Raw genomic sequence first — 22,998 nt, 5'->3', positions numbered from 1 at the left:
TATTGCCACACTCATTCTAACAGCTTAAGCAACAAGATGGGTAATTCCTTACTGGCTGTAAGGGGTATTAACCATAAATATATTGTAGTAGAAAGGAGGCGGACCTATGGGGAAAAATAAGTGGACCAGGTTTCCCAAGGTGGAGCTCCACTGTCACCTGGATGGCTCTCTGAGCCGGGAGTTCGTGGAAGAGAGGCTGGGAAGGCAGGTGTCTCTCCGGGAGCTGCAGGTGGACAGGGACTGCCGAAGCCTGGCGCAGTACCTGGAAAAATTCGACCTGCCGCTTGCCTGCCTTCAGGATGAGGAGGGACTGCGGGGAGCAGGGTATGATTTTATAAAAACCGTGTCAGAGGAGAATGTCAGATACGCGGAGGTGCGGTTTGCCCCCTCCCTCTCGGCCCACGGCTCTTTCACCTGCCGGGAGGTGATCCGGTCTCTTCTGGAGGGGCTGGAGAGCGGCAGGAAGGACTTTGGGACAGAGTACAACGTCATCGTGTGCGCCATGCGGGGACACACCTTTGAGCAAAATCTGTCCATGATGCGGGCGGCCCGGGAATTTCTGGGACAGGGCGTGTGCGCGGCGGACTTAGCCGGCAATGAGGCGGCCTACCCCATGGCGGATTTCCTGGAGCTTTTTGCCCGGGCAAGAGAGCTGGGCCTGCCCTTTACCATCCATGCGGGGGAGTGCGGCAGCGCCGCCAATATACGGGATGCCCTGGAAGCCGGGGCCCTGCGGATCGGCCATGGAATTGCCATGGGGGGACAGACGGAGCTTGAGAGACTTTGCAGGCAGAAGAACATAGGCATTGAGATGTGTCCTGTCAGCAACCTGCAGACAAAGGCAGTGGAGAGCCCCGGCGAGTATCCTCTGCGGGAATTTCTGGATCAGAGGCTGAAGGTCACCATTAACACGGACAACCGCACGGTCAGCGGCAGCACCCTGTCCGGGGAGCTGGAGTTTGTCCAGGAGTCCTGGGGGATCCGGGATCAGGAAATCTGGCAGCTGATGGAGAACGCCGCTGAAGTATCCTTTGCGCCGGACCGTGTAAAGGAGAAGCTGATCCGGCAGATACGCGCCGCGAAAGGAGGAGACTATGAAACGCTATAAGAGAATTTTTGTCATTGTCCTGGACTCTCTGGGAATAGGAGCTATGCCGGACTCGCCGGAGTACGGGGACGTGGGCGTGGACACCTTCGGGCATATCCTTCAGTCTGCGGGTCCCCTTTCCATTCCCCATCTGCGAAGGCTTGGCATGCTGAACCTGCACCCCTGCCCGCAGATGGACTCTGACCCGGCTCCCGCGGGGCGTTTCATGCGGATGGCGGAGGCCAGCAGGAGCAAGGACACCATGACCGGCCACTGGGAGATGATGGGGCTGAGAGTGGAGAAGCCCTTTAAAACCTTTACGGAGCACGGCTTTCCACCGGAGCTGATCGGGGAGCTGGAAAGGCGCTGCGGCAAAAAGGTGATCGGAAACAGGAGCGAGAGCGGGACGAAGATCCTGGACGAGCTGGGGGAGGAGGAGATCCGGGACGGATCCATGATCGTCTACACCTCCGCTGACTCGGTGCTTCAGATCGCCGGCAATGAGGAGACCTTTGACCTGGCCAATCTGTACCGCTGCTGTGAGATCGCCAGAGAGCTCACCATGCGGGATGAGTGGAAGGTGGGGCGGGTCATCGCCAGGCCCTACGTGGGGGAGAAGAGAGGGCAGTTTGTCCGCACCAGCAACCGCCGGGACTATGCCTTAAAGCCCTTTGGCAGGACCGCCATGAACGTGCTTAAAGACGCGGGTCTGGATGTGATCGCCGTGGGAAAGATCCACGACATCTTCTCCGGCGAGGGTATCACCCGCTCCCTCCACTCGGACAGCTCCGTCCACGGCATGGAGCAGACCTGTGACATATGCCGGGAGGATTTCACAGGGCTGTGCTTTACCAATCTGGTGGATTTTGACGCCCTGTGGGGACACAGGAGAGACCCTGGCGGGTATGCCCGGGAGATCGAGAAATTTGATGTGGGGCTGGGACGGCTGATGGAGCTTATGAGGGAGGAGGATCTGGTGATCTTGACGGCGGACCACGGCAATGATCCCACCTACACGGGGACAGACCACACCCGGGAGTATGTGCCCTTTATCGCCTGGTCCCCCTCCCTGGAGAAGGGAGGGCCGCTGCCTGAGGCGGATACCTTTGCCGTTATAGGAGCCACTGTGGCGGACAATTTCGGCCTGGAGATGCCGGAGGGGACCATCGGAACCTCCCGCCTGGCAGAGCTGTTTTAGAGATAGAGGATGACCGGGGGAAGAAGAGCTGAAAAAATGACAGAGAAAGGGGAAGACTATGTACAGACGACTGAAACGCTATGTGGATACTATCAGGGAGACAACGGATTTTGTGCCCAGGGCGGCTATTGTGCTGGGATCCGGCCTTGGAGGATACGGGGAGAGAATCCAGGTGGAGGAGGAGATCCCCTACAGCCGGCTGGAGGGCTTTCCCGTCTCCACTGTGGCAGGACACCAGGGACGTTTCCTCTTTGGAAGAGTGAAGGGCGTGCCTGTCGTGCTGATGCAGGGAAGAGTCCACTACTATGAGGGATACGACATGCAGGAGGTGGTCCTGCCCATCCGGCTTATGGGTATGCTGGGGGCCCGCACCCTCCTTCTTACCAACGCGGCGGGCGGGATCAATCTGGACTTTGAGCCGGGGGATCTGATGATGATTACAGACCAGATCTCCTCCTTTGTTCCCAGCCCCTTAAGAGGGACGAACATAGAAGAGCTGGGAACACGCTTCCCGGATATGAGCCAGGTCTATGACCGGGGGCTGATGGAGAAGCTGCGGGAGGCTGCCCGGCGGGAGAGGGTCTCTTTGCGGGAGGGAGTCTACGCCCAGCTGTCCGGGCCAAACTATGAGACGCCGGCGGAGATCCGGATGCTGCGAACTTTGGGGGCGGACGCCGTAGGCATGAGCACGGCCTGCGAGGCCACCGTAGCCCGCCACATGGGCATGGAGATCTGCGGCGTATCCTGCATCACCAACATGGCAGCAGGCATACTAGACAGCCCCCTGGACCACCAGGAGGTGCAGGAGACGGCGGACAGGGTGAAGGATCAGTTTGAGCGGCTGGTGACCTCCTTTATCGGCAGCCTGGCCTGAAAGGATCTCCATTGAGACGGCTTCTTTGAGCCATGTGGAAGTAAGCTCTTTGGAACAAGGATTGACAAACTCTGCTCTGAGGCATATGATTTACTAATACTAATAGCACTTGCGGATGGGGAGGAATCATGAATTACAAAGAGATAGCAGAGGAGCTCCTGAAAATGCGCTCTGAATGGCCTCATGTGGCGGTCAATGAGGAGCTGGCCAGACTGACAAAGGGAGAGTTCTTTGTGCTGAATTATCTGGAAAAACACGGAGGGACAGCTTTCCCGAAGGATCTCAGCAGAAAGATGCAGGTCAGCACAGCCCGCATTGCCGCGCTTTTGAAGCATATGGAGATGAAGGGCTGGGTGACCCGGACTGCGGACTGCCAGGACAACAGGCAGGTCATCGTGTCCATCACTCTGGCAGGCAGAGATGAAATAGAAGACAAGAGAGAAAAAACGCTGGAGGATGTGATCCGGCTACTGGAATTTCTGGGCCCTCAGGATGCGGAGGCGCTGCTGCGTATCCAGGAAAAGGTTGTGAAAGGATTTTCAGAGCGGGAGTAGAAGGATGCTTTAAAAAGAGCATCCTTTTTGTCACCCTCCCGGGAAATTTGGCACACGGAAACAGTTGACTGAACTTCCCGGCTGTGTGACAATTATAAATAAGGCCTATATCACGGGAGGCAGATATGGAACTGATCCGGCTGCTCTCACAGGTGAGATACGAGGTGATACAAGGTACGGTCCACACCCGGGTTGAGGGTGTGACGAACGACACGAGAGATTTAAGACGAGGAGACGCCTACGTCTGCATTGAGGGGTACGGAACGGACGGACACAGGTTTGTCCCGGAGGCGGTGGAAAAGGGAGCGGCGGCCATTGTGGCGTCAAAGGAGATCGCCTGCCCGCCTGGCGTGACGGTAATCCGGGTGGCGGATACCCGGTGGGCTCTGGCTGCCATGTCCGCGGCTGCCTGTGGGTATCCGGCGGAGCACCTGCGGGTCATCGGTATAACCGGGACAAAGGGGAAGACAACCACCGCCTGGATGCTGCGGGATATCCTGGCGCGGGAGGAGGGGGCATGCGGACTGATCGGAACCATCGAGACGGACACAGGGCTGCGCCGTTTCCCCAGCACGCATACAACCCCTGAGTCCTGTCAGCTTATGGCGTATTTTCAGGAGATGAGGGGGACGGGGCTTACAAGCGCAGTGATGGAGGTGTCCTCCCAGGCGCTGAAGCTGGAGCGGACTGCCTGCGTTCCCTTCTGCATGGGGATCTTCACCAACCTGGGGGAGGACCACATCGGCCCCGGGGAGCATGCCAGCCCGGAGGAGTACCGGTGGTGCAAGCATCTTTTGTTTCTCCAGTGCGAGACCGGGCTTGGGAATGTAGACGATCCCTGCTATGGGGAAATCTTTGACCGGACCGGGTGCAGGAAAGTTACCTTCGGTACGGAGGAGGGAGCGGACTGGCGGGCTGTGAGGATTAAGGAAGAGACAAGGGACGGGCGCTCCGACATGAGCTTTGGGATAGAGGGCAGAGAGGGAGGATTTTTTATCCCGCTTCCGGGGAGATACAATGTGTACAATGCCCTTGCGGCGGCCGCCGCGGCCTTTGAGCTGGGGATTCGGGAGGAGACGGTGCGAAAAGCTCTGAGCCGGGTCAGGGTCCCGGGCCGGATGGAGCAGATCTCTTGCGCAGGCGGGCGGACTATCTTCCTGGACTACGCCCACAATGCCATGAGCCTTTCCTGCGCCCTGGATACTCTGAGGGGCTTTGTGAAGAGCCGGCTCATCGTCCTCTTCGGATGCGGGGGAAACAGGTCCAGGCAGAGAAGGTATGAGATGGGAGAGACGGCAGGGCGGATGGCGGACGAGACGGTCATCACCAGCGACAATCCCAGGGAGGAAAGGCCGGAGGACATCATCGCGGACATTGTGGAGGGCATGAGGCGGACAGAAGGGTTTTACACAGTCATACCGGACCGCAGGGAGGCCATCCGCTATGCGGTGGACCGAAGCGGCAGAGGGGACGTGGTCCTGATCGCGGGAAAGGGACACGAGACATACCAGGAAATACAGGGAGTGCGCTATCCCATGGACGACAGGGAGATCATACTGGAGGCACTCCGGGGAGAAAAGGACAGGTAAGGATGCCGGAAAAAAAGATTTACGCAGATATTATCATTGACATTACAAACGAAAAGCTGGACAAAATATTTCAGTACACGGTTCCGAAAGAGCTGGAAGGGAAGCTGGCTGTGGGGACGGAGGTGCTTGTCCCCTTTGGAAAGGGAAATAAGGAGACCAGGGGATATATTGTGGGATTTTCCGAGACCCCCGGCTACGACCCGGCAAAGATCAAGGAGATCCTGGCAGTGCCGGGGGAGAGCGTGGGCATCGAGACCCGGCTGGTGGCCCTGGCCGCCTGGATGAAGGAGTCCTACGGGGGCACCATGATCCAGGCCCTGAAGACCGTCCTCCCCATCAAGAGAAAGGAGCGGGAGAGGGAGAAGAAGACGCTGGTCCTTCTCGTCTCCCCGGAAGAGGGGGAGAAGAGATTAAGGTGGTATCAGAAGAAGAATCAGAAGGCCCGGGCCCGTCTCCTTGAGGCCCTCCTCTCAAGCCCCAGGCTGGACTACGACCTGGCCCGGGAGAAACTGAATATCACTCCTCCGGTGGTGCGGGCTCTGGAGGAGGATGGACTTCTCCTCACAGAGTCCTCCCGGGTGTACCGGAATCCGGTGCAGGCCGGGAGGAAAGCGGGAAGACAGATCGCGTACACGACAGAGCAGGCGGAGGCCATCCGGAGATTTTCAGAGGATTATGACAGGGGACTGCGGCGCACCTACCTGGTCTACGGCGTTACCGGCAGCGGCAAGACGGAGGTCTACATGGCCATGATTCGAAAGGTGGTGGAGGCGGGCAGGCAGGCCATTGTGCTCATCCCTGAGATCGCCCTTACCTGGCAGACTGTGCTCCGCTTCCAGAGAATGTTTGGGGACCGGGTGTCCATCCTCAACTCCCGGATGTCGGCGGGGGAGAGGTATGACCAGATGCAGCGGGCAAAAAAAGGGGAGATTGACGTCATGATCGGCCCCAGGTCCGCCCTTTTTACCCCCTTTCCCAGGCTGGGGCTCATTGTCATAGACGAGGAGCACGAGGGCAGCTACAAGAGCGAGCAGGTGCCCCGGTATCACGCCCGGGAGACAGCTGTGGAGAGGGCGCGCCTGGAGGGGGCCGGTGTGGTGCTGGGATCGGCCACTCCCTCCCTGGAGGCCTTCTACCGCTGCGAGAGGGGAGAGTATGTGCTGCTGCGACTGCCCTCCAGAGCCGGAAGCGGGACTCTGCCCCGGGTCCGGGTGGCGGATATGCGGGAGGAGCTGAAGAAGGGGAACCGTTCTATCTTCAGTGACAGCCTGAGAGAGCTCATGGCGGACCGGCTGCAGAAGGGGCAGCAGACCATGCTCTTTATCAACCGGCGAGGCTACGCGGGCTTTGTGTCCTGCCGGTCCTGCGGCCACGTGATCAAGTGCCCCCACTGCGACGTGTCCCTGTCCGCCCACAGGGGAGGGAGGCTGGTCTGCCACTACTGCGGCTATGAGAGGCCCATGGTGCGAACCTGCCCGGAATGTGGCTCCCCCCACATCGGGGGCTTTAAGGCGGGCACCCAGCAGATCGAGGAGATGGTAAAGCGGGAGTTCCCGGGGGCCAGAGTGCTCCGGATGGACGCGGACACCACCCGGAGAAAGGACGGCCACGAGAAGATCCTCTCCGCCTTCGGAGACGGGGAGGCAGATATCCTTGTGGGCACCCAGATGATCGTCAAGGGCCACGATTTCCCCAATGTGACCCTGGTGGGGGTACTGGCCGCGGACATGTCCCTCTACACTGATGATTACCGCTCTGCGGAGCGCACTTTTCAGCTTCTGACACAGGCCGCCGGCAGGGCGGGAAGAGGAGAGGGAGGAGGCGAGGTGGTGATCCAGACCTACAGCCCGGAGCACTACAGCATCGAGACAGCCGCCAGGCAGGATTACGAGGCCTTCTATGAGGAGGAGATCCGGTACCGGGAGATAATGGGGTATCCGCCGGCTGCCCATCTCCTTGCCGTCCTCCTGGCGGCGCAGGACGAGGAGAAGCTGACCACCGCCTCCGCATATCTGAAGGAATTTGCGGCCAGACTGGGCTCCTCGGGGCAGCTTGCGGTGATCGGCCCGGCCAGCCCCCATGTGGGAAAGGTGAGCGACGTTTACCGAAAGATCCTCTATCTAAAATCCGAAAAATATGGTATGCTTGTTAAGGCGAAGGACCGAATGGAGCAGTATATTGAGTTGAACCGGGGGTTCCGGGATATCCGGATCCAGTTCGACTTTGACCCTGTACATTCCTTCTGACGGGAGGAGGCCTTTTGGCAGGGACTACTCCTGACAGGACGCCGTTTTTGACAGATAGAGAATATTTTTTATAGAAGGAGCTAAAGACATATGGCAACCAGAAAGATAAGAGAGCTTGGAGATGAAGTGCTGACAAAGCAGTGCAAAGAAGTGACAAAGATGACCCTGCGGACAAAGATCCTGATCCAGGATATGCTGGATACGATGTACGAGGCCCTGGGCGTGGGGCTTGCGGCCCCCCAGGTGGGTGTGCTGAGGAGGATCATCGTCATCGATGTGGGGGAGGGCCCCATCGTCCTCATCAACCCGGAGATCCTGGAGACCTCCGGCGAGCAGACCGGCGAGGAGGGGTGCCTGAGCGTGCCCGGCAAATCCGGCCAGGTGACAAGGCCTGACTATGTGAAGGTGAGGGCTCTGAACGAGGATATGGAAGAGATCGAGCTGGAGGGCACCGGACTTCTGGCAAGGGCCTTCTGCCACGAGATCGACCATCTGGATGGAAAGATGTACGTGGATCTTGTGGAGGGAGAGCTCCACGATGTGACCTACGACGAGGAGGATGAGTAGATGAGAGTGATCTTTATGGGAACCCCGGATTTTTCGGTGGGGACCCTGGAGGCCCTGATCCAGGCGGGGCACGAGGTGGTGCTGGCCGTGACCCAGCCCGACAAGCCAAAGGGAAGAGGCGGGAAGGTGCAGTATACACCGGTAAAGGAGAAGGCTCTGGAACACGGCATCCCGGTCTTTCAGCCCGTGAAGGTGAGGGAGAAGAGCTGTGTGGAGGAGCTGGCCCGCTATGGGGCGGACGTGATGGTGGTGATTGCTTTCGGACAGATCCTCCCCAAAGAGATCCTGGAGCTCACCCCCTGCGGGTGCATCAACGTCCACGCCTCCCTTCTGCCGAAGTACAGGGGAGCCGCGCCCATCCAGTGGTCCATCATTGACGGGGAGACAGTCACCGGCGTGACCACCATGCAGATGGACGAGGGGCTGGACACAGGAGATATGCTCCTGCGGACAGAGGTGCCTATCGAGGCGGATGAGACCGGCGGCAGCCTCCATGACAAGCTGGCGAAGGCCGGGGCAGAGCTCTGTGTGGAGACCCTGAAGGCCCTGGAGGCCGGCACCCTGCACCCCGAAAAGCAGGGGGAGACGCCCACCCGGTATGCGCGGCAGCTGTCCAAGGAGCTGGGAAGGATCGACTGGACAGAGGACGCGGTTTCCATAGAGCGGCTTGTGAGGGGCTTAAATCCCTGGCCCAGCGCCTGGACTGTCTGGGAAGGAAAGACCATGAAGATCTGGGGGGCAGACGTGTTGGAAAAGGAGAGCGGACAGCCCTGCGGCACCGTGGCGGAGGTGACAAAGGAGAGCTTTCTCGTCCAGACAGGGAAAGGACTTCTGGCGGTCAGGCAGCTGCAGATCCCGGGAAAGAAGCGTATGGACGCGGACGCCTTCCTGAGAGGCTACCGGGTGGAGCCGGGGACAAGGCTTGGCGAAGAAGAAATGGAAGAATAAATAAAAAAGTGTTAAATTTATATGAAAAACAGGTTGGCAGCCTGTTTTTCGTATATAATACTCCTCTAGGAGGTTGATTACTATGATGTATCCAATGTATTACTGGTTTGATCCTACGTATATACTTGTCATTGCGGGTGTGATCATCTGTCTGGCGGCTTCCGCCAAAATGCGGTCCACCTTTAATAGATATTCCAGAGTCCGCAGCCACAGCGGCCTTACCGGCCATGAGGCGGCATACGAGGTGCTGCGCCGGGCGGGCATCTACGATGTCCGGATCGAGAGGGTGGCGGGCAATCTGACCGACCACTATGATCCCAGGACCAAGGTGCTGCGGCTCTCTGACGCCACCTACAACTCCACGTCCCTGGCGGCGGTGGGGGTGGCGGCCCATGAGTGCGGACACGCCATGCAGCACGCCCAGGGGTATATGCCCCTGAGAATCAGAGGATCCCTGGTGCCCCTGGCTAACCTGGGGAGCACCCTTGCCTGGCCCCTGATCCTCATCGGACTTCTCTTTACAGGCCGGTCCTCGGAGATGTTCCTGAACCTGGGTATCCTTGCCTTCTCCCTGGCGGTCCTGTTTCAGCTTGTGACCCTGCCGGTGGAGTTCAATGCTTCGGGCAGGGCGGTGCGCATCCTGGGCAGCTCCGGCATCATGTACCCGGATGAGATCCAGGGCACGAAGAAGGTGCTGGGGGCGGCGGCCCTCACCTATGTGGCAGGGGCGGCGTCCTCTATCCTGCAGCTTCTGCGTATCATCCTGCTGACAGGCAACAGGCGCAGATAGAAGGCCGGAGGACGGAGAAAGAAAAGAGAGAAAGAGGAGGGACCGATGACAAAAATAAACACAAGGGACCTGGTGGTGGAGATCCTTCTCCTTGTCACAAGGGACGGGCAGTACAGCCATATTGCGCTGAACCAGGTGCTGGGGAAATACCAGTACCTGGATAAAAGCGACAGGGCCTTTATCACGAGAGTGGTGGAGGGAACCCTGGAGCGGATGATCGAGCTGGACTACATCACGGACCAGTTTTCCAAGGTAAAAGTAAAGAAGATGAAGCCTGTCATACGGGCCATTATCAGGAGCGCGGTCTATCAGCTGAAGTACATGGACAGCGTTCCTGATCGTGCTGTCTGCAGCGAGGCGGTGAAGCTGGCGGCCTCAAGAGGCTTCGGCGGGCTGAGGGGCTTTGTCAACGGGGTGCTCCGCTCCATCGCGAGAAACCTGGATACAGTGCCCTATCCGGAGGAGGGAACCCTGGAGTATCTCAGCGTGGTCTACTCCATGCCCCGGTGGATACTGGAGCAGTGGCTCGGCTGCTATAGCCGGGAGCAGGTGGAAAGGATGCTGCGGAATTTTCTTCAGGAGAAGCCCACCTCCATCCGATGCAATCTACACCAGATCTCCAAGGAGGAGCTCAAAGAAAAGCTAATCCGTGAGGGAGTGAAGGTGGAGGATGTGCCGGAGCTATCCTGCGCCCTGCTGATCTCCGGCTACGATTATCTGGCAGCCCTCCCCAGCTTTCAGGAGGGGGATTTCCAGGTGCAGGACATCAGCTCCATGCTGGTGGCACAGCGGGCGGACCCGAAGGAGGGGGACTACGTCATAGACGTCTGCGCCGCCCCCGGCGGGAAGGCGCTCCACCTGGCGGATATGCTGGCGGGCACAGGCATGGTGGAGGCCAGGGATATCAGCGATTATAAGGTGGAGCTCATATGGGACAACATCCGCCGGTCCGGCATGGAAAATATCCGGGCCGTCCGCTGGGATGCCACGGTTCCTGACGAGGAGTCTGTGGAGAAGGCGGACATTGTGATCGCGGATCTTCCCTGCTCCGGGCTGGGAGTCCTGGGGAGAAAGAGCGACCTGAAATACCGGATGACCCGGGAGGACGAGAGGGAGCTGGCGGCTCTCCAGAGAAGGATCCTCTCCCAGGTGTGGAGGTACGTAAAGCCCGGCGGCAGGCTGGTCTATAGCACCTGCACCATCAACCGGGAGGAGAACGAGGAGAACGCGGCCTGGTTCCAGGCGGAGCATCCGGATTTCCGGCTGGTGAGCCAGGAGCAGATCCTCCCCGGGCAGCAGGCGGGAGACGGATTTTACATTGCCCTTTTTGACAGAAAGGACTGAGAGAATATGGGGGAAATTATGGAGAAGGCTGTGAGGAAAAAGAAGGATATCTGTTCCTATACATATGAAGAGCTGGCGGAGGAGATGCAGGCGGCCGGGGAGAAGACCTTCCGGGCAAAGCAGATCTACCAGTGGCTTCACGTAAAGCTGGCGGACAGCTTTGAGGAGATGACCAACCTGTCCAAGTCCCTGCGGGAGAAGCTGGACGAGGAGTACCAGATCGCCCCGGTGGAGCTGGTGGAGAGGCAGATCTCAAAGGCGGATCCCACGGAGAAATTCCTTTTTGAGCTGGAGGACGGCAACATGGTGGAGAGCGTCCTGATGAAATACGACTACGGAAATTCTGTCTGTATTTCCTCCCAGGCCGGGTGCCGGATGGGATGCCGGTTCTGCGCTTCCACCATCGGCGGGCTCATAAGGAACCTGAAGACCTCGGAGATGCTCCGACAGATCTACAGGATCCAGAAGATAACCGGGGAGAGGGTGTCCAACATTGTGGTCATGGGTACCGGGGAGCCCCTGGACAACTATGACAATTTTGTCCGCTTTATCCGCATGGTCAGCGCCCCTGAGGGGCTGAACATCAGCCAGAGGAATATCACCGCCTCCACTTGCGGTATCGTGCCCGGGATTCTCAGGCTGGCGGAGGAGGGCTTTCAGATCACCCTGGCCCTGTCCCTCCACGCGGGCACGCAGGAAAAGAGGAAGAGTCTCATGCCGGTGGCAAACAAATACGAGCTCTCGGAGGTGCTGGCGGCCTGCGATACATATTTCGAGAAGACGGGCAGAAGGATCACCTTTGAGTACAGCCTGGTGAAGGATGTCAACGACACGGACGAGGACGCGGCGGATCTGATCCGCATCGCAGGGCACAGAAACTGCCATATCAACCTCATTCCGGTGAACCCGGTGAGGGAGAGGAGCTATGTGCGTCCCAGCCGTCAAAATGCCCTCAAATTCCAAAATAAACTTGAAAAAAACGGAATAAATGTTACTATAAGAAGGGAAAGAGGTTCCGATATTGACGGGGCCTGTGGACAATTACGGAGACGCTATGCGGCTGCGGGAAAGGAAAAGGCAGATGAAATTTTACGCGCTGACTGATGTGGGGAGAAGACGGGAGGTAAATCAGGACTATGTGTTCGCGACAGACAGTCCCATCGGACCGTTCCCCAATCTTCTGGTAGTTGCGGACGGAATGGGCGGCCACAAGGCCGGTGATTTCGCATCCAAATTTACCGTTGAGACGCTGAAAAAAGAACTGGAAAAAAGCGCGCCCGGCAGACCGGATGAGATTTTCAAGGCTGCCATTGACACCGCCAACCGCAGACTGATCGAGGAGGCCCAAAGAGATATAAAGCTTGAGGGCATGGGCACCACCCTGGTGGCGGCCACGGTCATTGACAATACACTGCATTTTGCGAATATCGGAGACAGCCGGCTCTATCTGATCAGCGACAATATCCGGCAGCTGTCCAAGGATCACTCCCTGGTGGAGGAGATGGTGCGCCTGGGCGGGATCAAGGCCGAGGAGGCCAGGAACCACCCGGACAAGAACATTATCACCAGGGCTATGGGAGTAAAGGATGAGGCAGAGGCAGATTTCTATGAATTCCGCATCAGAAGGGGAGACAAGATACTGATGTGCACGGACGGCCTGAGCAACATGGTGGAGGATGAAGTCATGTTCGGCATCGTGAAGGGCTCCAGAGATATCATAGAGGCTGTGCATATGCTGATCGACAAGGCAAATGCAAACGGAGGCAGAGATAATATAGGGGTAGTGATGGCGGAGCCCATCGCTGATGAGGTAGGCAAATGGTAAAAGATGGTATTTTTTTAGGCAACAGATATGAGGTAATTGAGAAGATTGGTTCAGGCGGCATGGCGGATGTCTACAAGGGCAGAGATACAATGCTGAACCGCTACGTCGCGATCAAGGTTTTGAAAAAAGAGTTCCGGGAGGACGAGACCTTTGTGAAAAAGTTCCGCTCCGAGGCCCAGGCCGCAGCCGGCCTTTTGAACCCCAATATTGTCAATGTCTACGACGTGGGGGAGGACAGGGGACTCTACTATATGGTCATGGAGCTTGTGGAGGGCATCACTCTGAAGGAGTATATAGACCGGAAGAAACGCCTCTCCGCCAGAGAAGTGATCAGTATTGCGATCCAGATGTGCTCGGGCATTGAGGAAGCCCACAAGCACCATATCATACACAGGGACATCAAGCCCCAGAATATCATTATATCCAACGATGGAAAAGTGAAGGTGACGGATTTTGGCATCGCCAGGATGGTGACCTCCAAGACCACCACCACGGTGGCCATGGGGTCGGTTCACTATACCTCTCCCGAGCAGGCGAGGGGCGGCTACAGCGATGAGAAGAGCGACATCTATTCCATCGGTATCACCCTGTACGAGATGGTCACAGGCCAGGTTCCCTTCAACGGGGACACTACGGTGGAGGTGGCTATGAAGCATCTGCAGGAGGAGATCACGCCTCCCTCCGAGCTGGTGCCGGACATCCCCTACAGTCTCGAGCAGATCATTTTGAAATGTACCCAGAAAAACGCGGAGAGAAGATACAGCGATGTGGACGAGCTGATCCAGGATCTGAAGCACTCCCTTGTGGATCCGGACGGAGATTTCGTCCAGATCGTCCCTGTAGGAAATGCGGACACAGTGATCATCACGGAGGATGATCTGGACGATATCCGCAGTTCCTATGGAGATGATGACGAGGACGATGAGTACGGCGAGGATGACGACTACGGCGAAGACGATGAGGATTACGAAGATGACGAGGACGGGGAGGATCACGACAGTGATGAAGTCAATCCTCGCATGAACAAGGTCATCAAGATCATGACCATCGTCGTGGCGGTCATCATCATTTTGGTGCTTGCCCTTGTGATCGGCCGGGCGGCCGGACTGTTCCGGTTTGGCGGCACGGGAACGACACAAGAGGAGGACAGCGGCCAGGTGAAGGTGCCCAACGTGGTGGGCATGTCCCTAGACGATGCCAAGGCAGAGCTGAACAACGCGGGACTTGGCTGGAAAATTGGAAAGCAGGAGGAATCCGCCAAGTACGAGAAGGGCTATGTCATGGCACAGGACCCGAAGAACGGGGAAAAGGTAAAGAAAAATACGCAGATCACTCTGGATGTGAGCACCGGCAAGACGGATGAGCAGGTGGAGGTGCCCAACGTAGTAGGCCAGGACGAGGCGGACGCCCAGAAGACTCTGGAGGACGCCGGCTTTAAGGTAGAGTCTGCCGCTGTCTACAGCAGCCAGCCCCAGGGCGAGGTGGTGTCCACCGACCCGGAGGCAGGCACCCAGGCCGCAAAGGGCTCTACTGTGACCATACAGGTCAGCAAGGGAGAGCAGAAGATCAGCGTCCCGGATGTGCGGGGCACGGATGAGAATACAGCCAAGAGCACCCTCTCAGGGGCCGGGCTGAATGTGACAGTCACCACGGACTACAGCGACAGCGTGGCCCAGGGCAATGTCATCTCCCAGGATCCCTCGGGCGGCACAAAGGTGGACGCGGGCGCTAACGTCAATATCGTGGTGAGCCTTGGATCAAGGCCTGTAAGCGTGCCTTCTGTCGTGGGCGTATCGGAGAGCAACGCCCGCCAGCTGATTGCCAGCGCCGGGCTCAGCGTGGGAAGCGTGACCTACAGGGAGGACTCCGCGCCGGCAGGACAGGTGATCTCCTGCGACCCGGGCGTGGGGGCCAGCGTGTCCAGGGGGGCTTCGGTCAATCTCGTGGTAAGCCAGGGCCAGTCGTCTTCTCCAGGCGACAGCACTGAGACGCCGGAGGAGCCGGACACAGAAGAAGGACAGTAATACATGCAGGGAAAAATCATAAAAGGTATTGCCGGGTTCTACTACGTCCATGTAGCGGAATCCGGTATTTACGAATGTAAGGCAAAAGGAATTTTCAGGAAAGAGAACAAAAAGCCCCTTGTGGGGGATAACGTGGAGATCGATGTGCTGGACGAGAAGGATATGGAGGGCAATCTGGTCCGCATCCTTCCGAGGAAGAACGAGCTGATCCGCCCGGCGGTAGCCAATGTGGACCAGGCTCTTGTGGTGTTCGCGGCGGCAAAGCCGGATCCCCACCTGAATCTGCTGGACCGCTTTCTCGTCATGATGGAGAGAAAGGACATTCCGGCGGTGCTCTGCTTTAACAAAAAGGACATCGCTGATGACCCGCGCCTTGCGGACCTGAAGGATATTTACCGGAACTGCGGGTGCCGGATCCTCTTTACAAGCGCGGAGAAAAAAGAAAATATCCGGCAGCTGAGAGAGATTTTGGAGGGGAAGACGACCACTGTGGCCGGTCCCTCCGGAGTGGGGAAATCCTCCCTTATCAATCTTCTCCAGAGCGAGATTAAGATGGAGACCGGCTCCATCAGCGAGAAGATCGAGAGGGGGCGGCACACCACCCGCCACAGCGAGCTCATCGCCATAGATGAGAACTCCTATATTATGGATACGCCGGGATTCAGCTCCCTCTACACCAATGATTTTGAGAAGGAAGAGCTGAAGCACTGCTTCCCGGAATTCTTTCCCTATGAGGGGCAGTGCAGATACAATGGATGCGACCACGTACATGAGCCGGACTGCGCCGTGAAGGCGGCGGTGGAGTCAGGGGAGATCCACAGGGCCAGGTATGACAGCTATCTGGAAATGTATGAGGAGCTGAAGGCAAAGAGGAGGTATTGAGTATATGGATTACATTTTGGCGCCGTCTATTCTGGCGGCAGATTTCACAGAGCTGGGAGAGGAGATCAGGAGGACGGAGGAAAATGGCGCCGCCTGGCTCCATTTTGACGTCATGGACGGCATGTTTGTCCCCAGTATCTCTTTTGGCATGCCTGTGCTGAAATCCATCCGCCACGCCACAGGGCAGTTCATGGACGCCCACCTCATGGTGCAGGATCCGATCCGCTATGTGGAGGCCTTTCAGGAGGCGGGGGCGGACGGCGTGACCGTTCACCTGGAAGCCTGCCCGGACGTGAAGGCAGCCCTGGATAAGATCCATGCGTGCGGCATGAAGGCGGGGCTCTCCATCTGCCCGGAGACGCCGGCGGAAGAGGTGGACAGATACCTGGACGATGTGGAGATGATCCTCATCATGTGTGTGCATCCCGGGTTCGGCGGACAGAAGTTCATCCCTGAGTCTCTGGACAAGATCCGGACTGTGCGGGCGATGGCCCGGGAAAGAGGGATGGATCTGAATATCCAGGTGGACGGCGGCGTGTATCTGACCAACGTCCGTGAGGTGCTGGATGCAGGGGCGAATGTGATCGTCGCCGGCTCTGCTGTCTTTAACGGCAGTGCGGCAGAAAATACAAAGAATTTCATGGAGATACTTAAGAGCTATGAGTAAGAGAGCAGTGATCATCAGCGGGGGAACTCTGTATGAGGAGCTGATAGAAAAGACCATCAGGGAGTGCGAAGATCCATGCATTATCGGCGTGGACAAAGGGGTGGAATTTCTGTATCATCACAAAATCCGGCCCAGCTATATCGTGGGCGACTTTGACAGCCTGTCCCACGAGATCGTAGACTACTATAAGAATGAGACTCATGTCTCCGTGCGGGAGTTCAATCCGGTAAAGGATGCCTCGGACACAGAGATCGCGGTTCGGCTTGCCATCACCCTGGGGTGCCACGAGATGGTGATCCTGGGCGCTACCGGGAGCAGGGTGGATCACCTGTGGGCGAACATACAGACACTGACTATCCCCTTCAAGGCGGGGGTGGACGCGGTGATCCTGGATCCGCAGAACCGTATCCGCCTCATCGGAGGGGAGACCCATCTGAAAAAAGAGGAGGCCTTCGGGGACTATTTTTCTGTGTTCCCTCTGGGCGAGGTGGTTTATGGCTTTAACATCCGGGGAGCGAAATATCCCCTCACAGAGCATACTCTGACCCCCTACGACAGCCTGTGCGTCAGCAATCAGATCGAGGAGGACGAGGTGGTCATTGATTTCGTCAGCGGGATCGTCATCCTGATGGAGACCCGGGACAGAGAGGAAAAACAGAAGTAAAGAAAGCGCACAGTAAATATAACGAAAGGCAGAAGCCCTCAGAGAGAAGGGGCTTTTGAACAGGTAGAGGATAAAATGAAATTAGGAATCGTAGGCCTGCCCAACGTGGGCAAGAGCACACTTTTTAATTCACTGACAAAGGCAGGGGCGGAGTCGGCAAACTACCCCTTCTGCACCATCGACCCCAACGTGGGCGTGGTGACCGTGCCGGACGAGCGCCTGAACGTGCTGGGAGAGATGTACCACACAAAGAAGATCATCCCGGCAGCCATTGAATTTGTAGATATCGCGGGGCTTGTCAAAGGAGCCTCAAAGGGAGAGGGCCTCGGAAACCAGTTCCTGGCCAACATCCGGGAGGTGGACGCCATCGTTCATGTGGTGCGGTGCTTTGAGGACAGCAACATTGTCCACGTGGACGGCAGCATCAACCCCATGCGGGATATCGAGACCATCAACCTGGAGCTCATCTTCTCGGATCTGGAGATCCTGGAGCGGCGCATCGCCAAGACCACAAAGGTGGCCAGAAATGACAAGACAGCGGCCAAGGAGCTGAAGCTTCTGGAGAAGATCAAGGCCCATCTGGAGGAGGGCAGGCTGGCCAAGAGCTTTGACGGGGCCGAGGACGAGGAGGAGCAGGCGTGGCTGGAGAGCTACAATCTTCTCACCGGGAAGCCGGTGATTTTTGCCGCCAACGTGGCGGAGGACGACCTGGCCGATGACGGCGCTTCCAACCCCGGTGTGCAGGCGGTCCGGGAGTACGCGGCGAAGGAGGGCTTTGAGGTGTTTGTCGTATGCGCTCAGATCGAGCAGGAGATCGCGGAGCTGGACGATGATGAGAAGAAGATGTTCCTGGAGGATCTGGGGCTTTCCGAGTCCGGTCTTGAGAAGCTCATCAAGGCCAGCTACCGTCTCCTGGGACTGATCAGCTACCTGACGGCAGGCGAGCCGGAGGTGCGGGCATGGACGATCAAAAAGGGAACAAAGGCGCCCCAGGCGGCGGGAAAGATCCACTCAGACTTTGAAAGAGGATTTATCCGGGCCGAGGTGGTGTCCTACGACGACCTGATCGCCTGCGGCTCCCACAATGCGGCGAAAGAGAAAGGGCTGATCCGCCTGGAGGGAAAGGACTACGTGGTGCAGGACGGAGACATCATGCTGTTCCGCTTCAACGTATAGACAGAAAAAGAGACGGGAAAGGACAGGACAAGTCATGCATACTTCAATTGAATTCCCAAATATCGGCATCCATCTGGAAAATGTGGGCAAGACCCTGACTGTGTTTGGGTTTGACATCGCCTACTACGGCATTGTCATCGGCATCGGCATGCTGGCGGGCATTGGCATGGCCATGATGGAGGCGAAAAGAACAGGCCAGAACCAGGAGGACTACCTGGACCTGGCCATCTTTGCCATCATATTCGGTATTATCGGGGCCAGGATCTACTACGTTGTCTTTGCCTGGGATATGTACAAGGACAACCTGCTGGAGATCTTCAACACCCGCCACGGGGGACTGGCCATCTACGGCGGCGTCATAGCGGCGGTGATCACTGTGTTTGTGGTGGCGAGGGTGAAAAAGCTGCCTGTGACCCGACTGCTGGATACGGCGGTGCTGGGACTTGTGACAGGGCAGATGATCGGCAGATGGGGCAACTTCTTTAACCGGGAGGCCTTCGGGGACTACACCAATGGGCTTCTGGCCATGCGGCTGCCTCTGGACGCGGTGCGCAGCTCGGACGTGACGGAGAAGATCCGGGAGCACATCGACGTGGTGGACGGGGTGTCTTACATCCAGGTCCATCCCACCTTTCTCTACGAGTCCCTCTGGTGCCTCATGGTGCTGGTGCTCCTGCTCCTCTACAGAACCCACAAGAAGTTCGAGGGGGAGGTTTTCCTTCTGTACCTGGCGGGCTACGGCGCGGGCCGGTTCTGGATCGAGGGCCTGCGGACGGACCAGCTGTGGATCCCGGGCACGGAAATCCCGGTGTCCCAGGTGCTGGCAGGCGTGCTGGTGGTGGTGTCCGTGATCTGGATCGTGTGCGGGAGAAAGGGGCTTGTACCGAAAAAGAAACAAAAGAAAACAGAGTAAAATCTGGACTTTTAAAATGGCACGGGCTATAATATTAATATATGTGAAAAATTAAATTATTATTTTTCAAAAATCTAAGGAGGAACAAGAAAATGGCAAGAAAAATGAAGACCATGGATGGTAATCATGCAGCAGCTCACGCGTCATATGCGTATACAGATGTTGCGGCTATTTACCCGATCACGCCTTCATCCGTTATGGCAGAAGCCACAGACGAGTGGGCAACACAGGGAAGAAAGAACATCTTTGGACAGGAAGTACAGGTGACAGAGATGCAGTCAGAGGCCGGCGCAGCAGGTGCCGTTCACGGATCTCTGGCAGCAGGTGCCCTGACTACAACATACACAGCTTCCCAGGGTCTGCTTCTTATGATCCCCAACCTTTACAAAATTGCCGGTGAGCAGCTCCCGGGCGTGTTCAACGTATCCGCGCGTGCAGTTGCAAGCCATGCGCTTTCTATCTTCGGTGATCATTCAGACGTTTATGCCTGTCGTCAGACCGGATGCGCAATGCTCTGCGAGTCCAGCGTGCAGGAGGTTATGGACCTGACACCGGTTGCACATTGTGCAGCGATCAAGGGACGTATTCCTTTCATCAACTTCTTTGATGGTTTCCGTACATCTCACGAGATCCAGAAGATCGAGACATGGGATTACGAGGATCTGAAGGACCTGGTAGACATGGATGCCATCGACGCGTTCAGAAAGCATGCCCTGAACCCGAACCATCCGTGCCAGAGAGGTTCCGCTCAGAACCCGGATATCTTCTTCCAGGCAAGAGAGGCAAGCAACCCCTACTACACAGCTATGCCGGCTATCGTTCAGGAGTACATGGACAAGGTTAACGCCAAGATCGGTACAGACTACAAGCTGTTCAACTACTACGGAGCAGAGGACGCAGAGAAGGTTATCATCGCTATGGGATCCGTATGTGATACCATCGAGGAGACTGTTGACTACCTCCTTGCAGCAGGACAGAAGGTCGGACTTGTAAAGGTTCGTCTGTACAGACCGTTCAGCGCACAGGCACTGATCGACGCAATTCCTGACACAGTTAAGACAATTTCCGTATTAGACAGGACAAAAGAGCCTGGAGCTCTCGGTGAGCCTCTGTGGCTGGATGTTGTAGCTGCCTTAAAGGGAACAAAATTCGACGCTGTTCCGATCCTTTCCGGACGCTACGGATTAGGCTCCAAGGACACAACACCTGCTCAGATCGTTGCTGTATACAATAACACAGAGAAAGAGAAATTCACCATCGGTATCGTAGATGACGTGACAGGACTTTCCCTCGAGGAGGGCGAGCAGCTTGTTACAACTCCGGAAGGAACCATCAACTGTAAATTCTGGGGACTTGGAGCTGACGGTACTGTAGGAGCAAACAAGAACTCCATCAAGATCATCGGCGACAACACAGATATGTACGCACAGGCTTACTTTGACTATGACTCCAAGAAGTCCGGCGGTGTGACAATGTCCCACCTTCGCTTTGGTAAGAAGCCGATCAAATCCACATATCTGATCAAGAAGGCTAACTTTGTTGCCTGCCACAACCCGTCCTACATCAACAAGTACAACATGGTACAGGAGCTGGTAGACGGAGGAACATTCCTTCTGAACTGCCCGTGGGATATGGAAGGACTGGAGAAACACCTTCCGGGACAGGTAAAGGCATTTATCGCAAACCACAATATCAAATTCTATACAATCGACGGTATCAAGATCGGTAAGGAGATCGGACTTGGCGGACGTATCAACACAGTGCTTCAGTCTGCATTCTTCAAGCTGGCAGCTATCATTCCGGAGGAGGAAGCCATCGACCTGATGAAGGCCGCTGCAAAGGCTACCTACGGAAGAAAAGGTGACAAGATCGTACAGATGAACTACGACGCCATCGATGCAGGAGCAAAACAGGTTCATGAAGTGACAGTTCCCGAGAGCTGGAAAGACTGCCAGGATGAGGGATTATTCTCACCTGAGGTCAAAGGCGGAAGAGAGGATGTTGTTGACTTCGTTAAGAATATCCAGTCCAAGGTAAACGCTCAGGAAGGAAACACTCTGCCTGTATCCGCTTTCAAGGATTACGTAGACGGCTCCACTCCGTCCGGTACATCCGCATACGAGAAGCGCGGTATCGCGGTAGATATCCCGATCTGGAATCCGGACAACTGTATCCAGTGTAACCGCTGTGCCTATGTATGTCCGCACGCAGTTATCCGTCCTGTAGCCCTGACAGAGGAAGAGGCTGCAAAGGCTCCGGAGGGACTGAAGACTCTGGATATGATCGGTATGCCTGGCATGAAGTTCACAATGACAGTTTCCGCATATGACTGTACAGGATGCGGTTCCTGTGCGAATGTATGCCCGGGCAAGAAGGGCGAGAAGGCTCTCGTTATGGGCAATATGGAGGAGAACGCAGGCGAGCAGGTATACTTCGACTTCGGAAGAGAGATTCCTGTAAAACCGGAAGTAGTTGCAAAATTCAAAGAAAATACAGTGAAAGGTTCTCAGTTCAAACAGCCGCTGCTTGAGTTCTCAGGCGCATGTGCAGGATGTGGCGAGACACCTTACGCAAAACTGATCACACAGCTGTTTGGCGACAGAATGTACATTGCCAACGCTACAGGATGCTCCTCTATCTGGGGTAACTCCTCACCGTCCACACCTTACACGGTAACACCGGAGGGCAAGGGACCGGCATGGGACAACTCTCTGTTTGAGGACAACGCAGAGTTCGGCTATGGTATGCTGCTGGCTCAGAACACCATCAGAGCAGGCCTGAAGACAAAGGTTGAGTCTGTGATGGAGTCTGACAAGGCTTCTGAGGAAGTGAAGGCTGCTTGCAAAGAGTGGCTTGACACATACAGCTGCGGCGCTACAAACGGAACGGCTACGGACAACCTTGTAAAAGCTCTGGAAGGATGCGACTGCGAGGTTTGCAAGGACATCGTAAACAACAAGGACTTCCTGGCCAAGAAATCCCAGTGGGTATTTGGTGGTGACGGATGGGCTTACGATATCGGATTTGGCGGCGTTGACCACGTGCTTGCAAGCGGCAAGGACATCAACGTAATGGTATTCGATACTGAGGTTTACTCCAACACAGGCGGACAGTCCTCCAAGGCTACAAAGACCGGTGCGGTTGCTCAGTTCGCTGCAGGCGGAAAAGAGACAAAGAAGAAAGACCTGGCCGGCATCGCAATGAGCTACGGCTACGTATATGTCGCTCAGATCGCTATGGGTGCTGATTACAACCAGACTGTAAAGGCAATCTCCGAGGCTGAGGCATATCCGGGACCGTCACTCATCATCGCATACGCTCCGTGTATCAACCACGGTATCAAGAAGGGTATGAGCAAGGCTCAGACGGAAGAAGCGCTGGCTGTAGAGTGCGGATACTGGAACAACTTCCGGTTCAACCCGGCAGCAGAGGGCGCGAAGTTTACTCTGGACAGCAAAGAGCCTAAGATGGATGGCTATCAGGAGTTCCTGAACGGCGAGGTTCGTTACAATTCACTTGTAAGATCCAACCCGGAGAAGGCAAAGGTTCTGTTCGCAAAGAACGAGCAGGAGGCAAAAGACAGATACAACTATCTGAAGAAGCTCGTAACTCTCTACGGAACAGAGGAATAAAAGATTTTCAGGACAGAG

The 22,998-nt window shown here is 56.6% G+C and carries 19 protein-coding genes; all 19 read left to right on the top strand.

All coding sequences use genetic code 11. The annotated features are described in order from the left end of the window. Window positions 1-106 precede the first annotated feature (106 nt). Window positions 107-1,108 carry an adenosine deaminase gene (gene add / locus NI21_RS0101070; protein WP_033124395.1) on the top strand — a complete coding sequence of 334 codons (1,002 nt, stop codon included), beginning with the start codon at window positions 107-109 and terminating at the stop codon, window positions 1,106-1,108. Then, a complete protein-coding gene (locus tag NI21_RS0101065; protein WP_033124394.1) occupies window positions 1,095-2,285 on the top strand; it encodes a phosphopentomutase in 1,191 nt (396 codons plus the stop codon). The genes add and NI21_RS0101065 overlap by 14 nt, the downstream gene beginning before the upstream one ends. Window positions 2,286-2,343: 58 nt before the next feature. Continuing rightward, window positions 2,344-3,159, top strand: coding sequence for a purine-nucleoside phosphorylase (locus tag NI21_RS0101060; protein WP_033124393.1), 816 nt, complete (start codon window positions 2,344-2,346; stop codon window positions 3,157-3,159). 128 nt (window positions 3,160-3,287) lie between these two features. Then, entirely contained in the window at window positions 3,288-3,713 is a 426-nt protein-coding gene (locus NI21_RS0101055; protein ID WP_033124392.1) for a MarR family winged helix-turn-helix transcriptional regulator, read from the top strand. Window positions 3,714-3,838: 125 nt separating this feature from the next. Beyond that, window positions 3,839-5,302, top strand: coding sequence for a UDP-N-acetylmuramoyl-L-alanyl-D-glutamate--2,6-diaminopimelate ligase (locus NI21_RS0101050; RefSeq protein ID WP_033124391.1), 1,464 nt, complete (start codon window positions 3,839-3,841; stop codon window positions 5,300-5,302). Between the two features lie 2 nt (window positions 5,303-5,304). Beyond that, window positions 5,305-7,548, top strand: coding sequence for a primosomal protein N' (gene priA / locus NI21_RS0101045; protein ID WP_207742300.1), 2,244 nt, complete (start codon window positions 5,305-5,307; stop codon window positions 7,546-7,548). Between the two features lie 90 nt (window positions 7,549-7,638). Further along, window positions 7,639-8,115, top strand: a complete 477-nt coding sequence (def, locus tag NI21_RS0101040; protein ID WP_033124390.1) for a peptide deformylase — start codon at window positions 7,639-7,641, stop codon at window positions 8,113-8,115. Further along, window positions 8,116-9,063, top strand: coding sequence for a methionyl-tRNA formyltransferase (fmt, locus tag NI21_RS0101035; protein ID WP_033124389.1), 948 nt, complete (start codon window positions 8,116-8,118; stop codon window positions 9,061-9,063). It begins immediately after the preceding gene. Window positions 9,064-9,145: 82 nt separating this feature from the next. Further along, the gene (locus NI21_RS0101030) at window positions 9,146-9,853 is read left to right on the top strand and encodes a zinc metallopeptidase (RefSeq protein ID WP_171031560.1); all 708 of its coding nucleotides are present in this window, start codon (window positions 9,146-9,148) and stop codon (window positions 9,851-9,853) included. Window positions 9,854-9,898: 45 nt separating this feature from the next. Beyond that, complete coding sequence (rsmB, locus tag NI21_RS0101025) at window positions 9,899-11,197, top strand: 16S rRNA (cytosine(967)-C(5))-methyltransferase RsmB (protein ID WP_033124388.1); 1,299 nt, start codon at window positions 9,899-9,901, stop codon at window positions 11,195-11,197. Between the two features lie 6 nt (window positions 11,198-11,203). Further along, window positions 11,204-12,301, top strand: coding sequence for a 23S rRNA (adenine(2503)-C(2))-methyltransferase RlmN (gene rlmN / locus NI21_RS0101020; protein ID WP_052083749.1), 1,098 nt, complete (start codon window positions 11,204-11,206; stop codon window positions 12,299-12,301). Next, entirely contained in the window at window positions 12,279-13,022 is a 744-nt protein-coding gene (locus tag NI21_RS0101015) for a Stp1/IreP family PP2C-type Ser/Thr phosphatase (protein ID WP_033124387.1), read from the top strand. The genes rlmN and NI21_RS0101015 overlap by 23 nt, the downstream gene beginning before the upstream one ends. Continuing rightward, window positions 13,016-15,046, top strand: a complete 2,031-nt coding sequence (gene pknB, locus NI21_RS0101010; protein WP_033124386.1) for a Stk1 family PASTA domain-containing Ser/Thr kinase — start codon at window positions 13,016-13,018, stop codon at window positions 15,044-15,046. The genes NI21_RS0101015 and pknB overlap by 7 nt, the downstream gene beginning before the upstream one ends. Window positions 15,047-15,049: 3 nt before the next feature. Further along, a complete protein-coding gene (rsgA, locus tag NI21_RS16665) occupies window positions 15,050-15,928 on the top strand; it encodes a ribosome small subunit-dependent GTPase A (protein WP_033124385.1) in 879 nt (292 codons plus the stop codon). Between the two features lie 4 nt (window positions 15,929-15,932). Next, window positions 15,933-16,595, top strand: a complete 663-nt coding sequence (gene rpe, locus NI21_RS0101000) for a ribulose-phosphate 3-epimerase (protein ID WP_033124384.1) — start codon at window positions 15,933-15,935, stop codon at window positions 16,593-16,595. Next, window positions 16,588-17,259, top strand: coding sequence for a thiamine diphosphokinase (locus NI21_RS0100995; protein WP_033124383.1), 672 nt, complete (start codon window positions 16,588-16,590; stop codon window positions 17,257-17,259). Before rpe ends, NI21_RS0100995 begins: the two co-directional genes overlap by 8 nt. 75 nt (window positions 17,260-17,334) lie before the next feature. Then, the gene (ychF, locus tag NI21_RS0100990) at window positions 17,335-18,435 is read left to right on the top strand and encodes a redox-regulated ATPase YchF (protein WP_033124382.1); all 1,101 of its coding nucleotides are present in this window, start codon (window positions 17,335-17,337) and stop codon (window positions 18,433-18,435) included. Between the two features lie 34 nt (window positions 18,436-18,469). Further along, the gene (gene lgt, locus NI21_RS0100985; RefSeq protein WP_033124381.1) at window positions 18,470-19,348 is read left to right on the top strand and encodes a prolipoprotein diacylglyceryl transferase; all 879 of its coding nucleotides are present in this window, start codon (window positions 18,470-18,472) and stop codon (window positions 19,346-19,348) included. Window positions 19,349-19,440: 92 nt separating this feature from the next. After that, on the top strand, window positions 19,441-22,980 hold the full coding sequence (gene nifJ, locus NI21_RS0100980; RefSeq protein ID WP_033124380.1) for a pyruvate:ferredoxin (flavodoxin) oxidoreductase: 3,540 nt from the start codon (window positions 19,441-19,443) through the stop codon (window positions 22,978-22,980). Window positions 22,981-22,998 lie beyond the last annotated feature (18 nt).

This window comes from Eubacterium sp. ER2 (assembly GCF_000765215.1).
In the GTDB taxonomy this organism is placed as follows: Bacteria; Bacillota; Clostridia; order Lachnospirales; family Lachnospiraceae; genus Claveliimonas; species Claveliimonas intestinigallinarum.
The sequence above is the reverse complement of the archived record's forward strand: the minus strand, read 5'-3'. Positions and strand labels throughout refer to the sequence as shown.

Bases quoted from the DNA above. Each gene is read 5' to 3' on its own strand.
- NI21_RS0101050 (WP_033124391.1), top strand. From the start codon at position 3,839: ATGGAACTGATCCGGCTGCTCTCACAGGTGAGATACGAGGTGATACAA.
- rlmN (WP_052083749.1), top strand. From the start codon at position 11,204: ATGGGGGAAATTATGGAGAAGGCTGTGAGGAAAAAGAAGGATATCTGT.
- add (WP_033124395.1), top strand. From the start codon at position 107: ATGGGGAAAAATAAGTGGACCAGGTTTCCCAAGGTGGAGCTCCACTGT.
- rsmB (WP_033124388.1), top strand. From the start codon at position 9,899: ATGACAAAAATAAACACAAGGGACCTGGTGGTGGAGATCCTTCTCCTT.
- nifJ (WP_033124380.1), top strand. From the start codon at position 19,441: ATGGCAAGAAAAATGAAGACCATGGATGGTAATCATGCAGCAGCTCAC.
- NI21_RS0101030 (WP_171031560.1), top strand. From the start codon at position 9,146: ATGATGTATCCAATGTATTACTGGTTTGATCCTACGTATATACTTGTC.
- NI21_RS0101060 (WP_033124393.1), top strand. From the start codon at position 2,344: ATGTACAGACGACTGAAACGCTATGTGGATACTATCAGGGAGACAACG.
- priA (WP_207742300.1), top strand. From the start codon at position 5,305: ATGCCGGAAAAAAAGATTTACGCAGATATTATCATTGACATTACAAAC.
- fmt (WP_033124389.1), top strand. From the start codon at position 8,116: ATGAGAGTGATCTTTATGGGAACCCCGGATTTTTCGGTGGGGACCCTG.
- rpe (WP_033124384.1), top strand. From the start codon at position 15,933: ATGGATTACATTTTGGCGCCGTCTATTCTGGCGGCAGATTTCACAGAG.
- rsgA (WP_033124385.1), top strand. From the start codon at position 15,050: ATGCAGGGAAAAATCATAAAAGGTATTGCCGGGTTCTACTACGTCCAT.
- def (WP_033124390.1), top strand. From the start codon at position 7,639: ATGGCAACCAGAAAGATAAGAGAGCTTGGAGATGAAGTGCTGACAAAG.
- pknB (WP_033124386.1), top strand. From the start codon at position 13,016: ATGGTAAAAGATGGTATTTTTTTAGGCAACAGATATGAGGTAATTGAG.
- NI21_RS0101065 (WP_033124394.1), top strand. From the start codon at position 1,095: ATGAAACGCTATAAGAGAATTTTTGTCATTGTCCTGGACTCTCTGGGA.
- NI21_RS0101015 (WP_033124387.1), top strand. From the start codon at position 12,279: ATGAAATTTTACGCGCTGACTGATGTGGGGAGAAGACGGGAGGTAAAT.
- ychF (WP_033124382.1), top strand. From the start codon at position 17,335: ATGAAATTAGGAATCGTAGGCCTGCCCAACGTGGGCAAGAGCACACTT.
- NI21_RS0100995 (WP_033124383.1), top strand. From the start codon at position 16,588: ATGAGTAAGAGAGCAGTGATCATCAGCGGGGGAACTCTGTATGAGGAG.
- NI21_RS0101055 (WP_033124392.1), top strand. From the start codon at position 3,288: ATGAATTACAAAGAGATAGCAGAGGAGCTCCTGAAAATGCGCTCTGAA.
- lgt (WP_033124381.1), top strand. From the start codon at position 18,470: ATGCATACTTCAATTGAATTCCCAAATATCGGCATCCATCTGGAAAAT.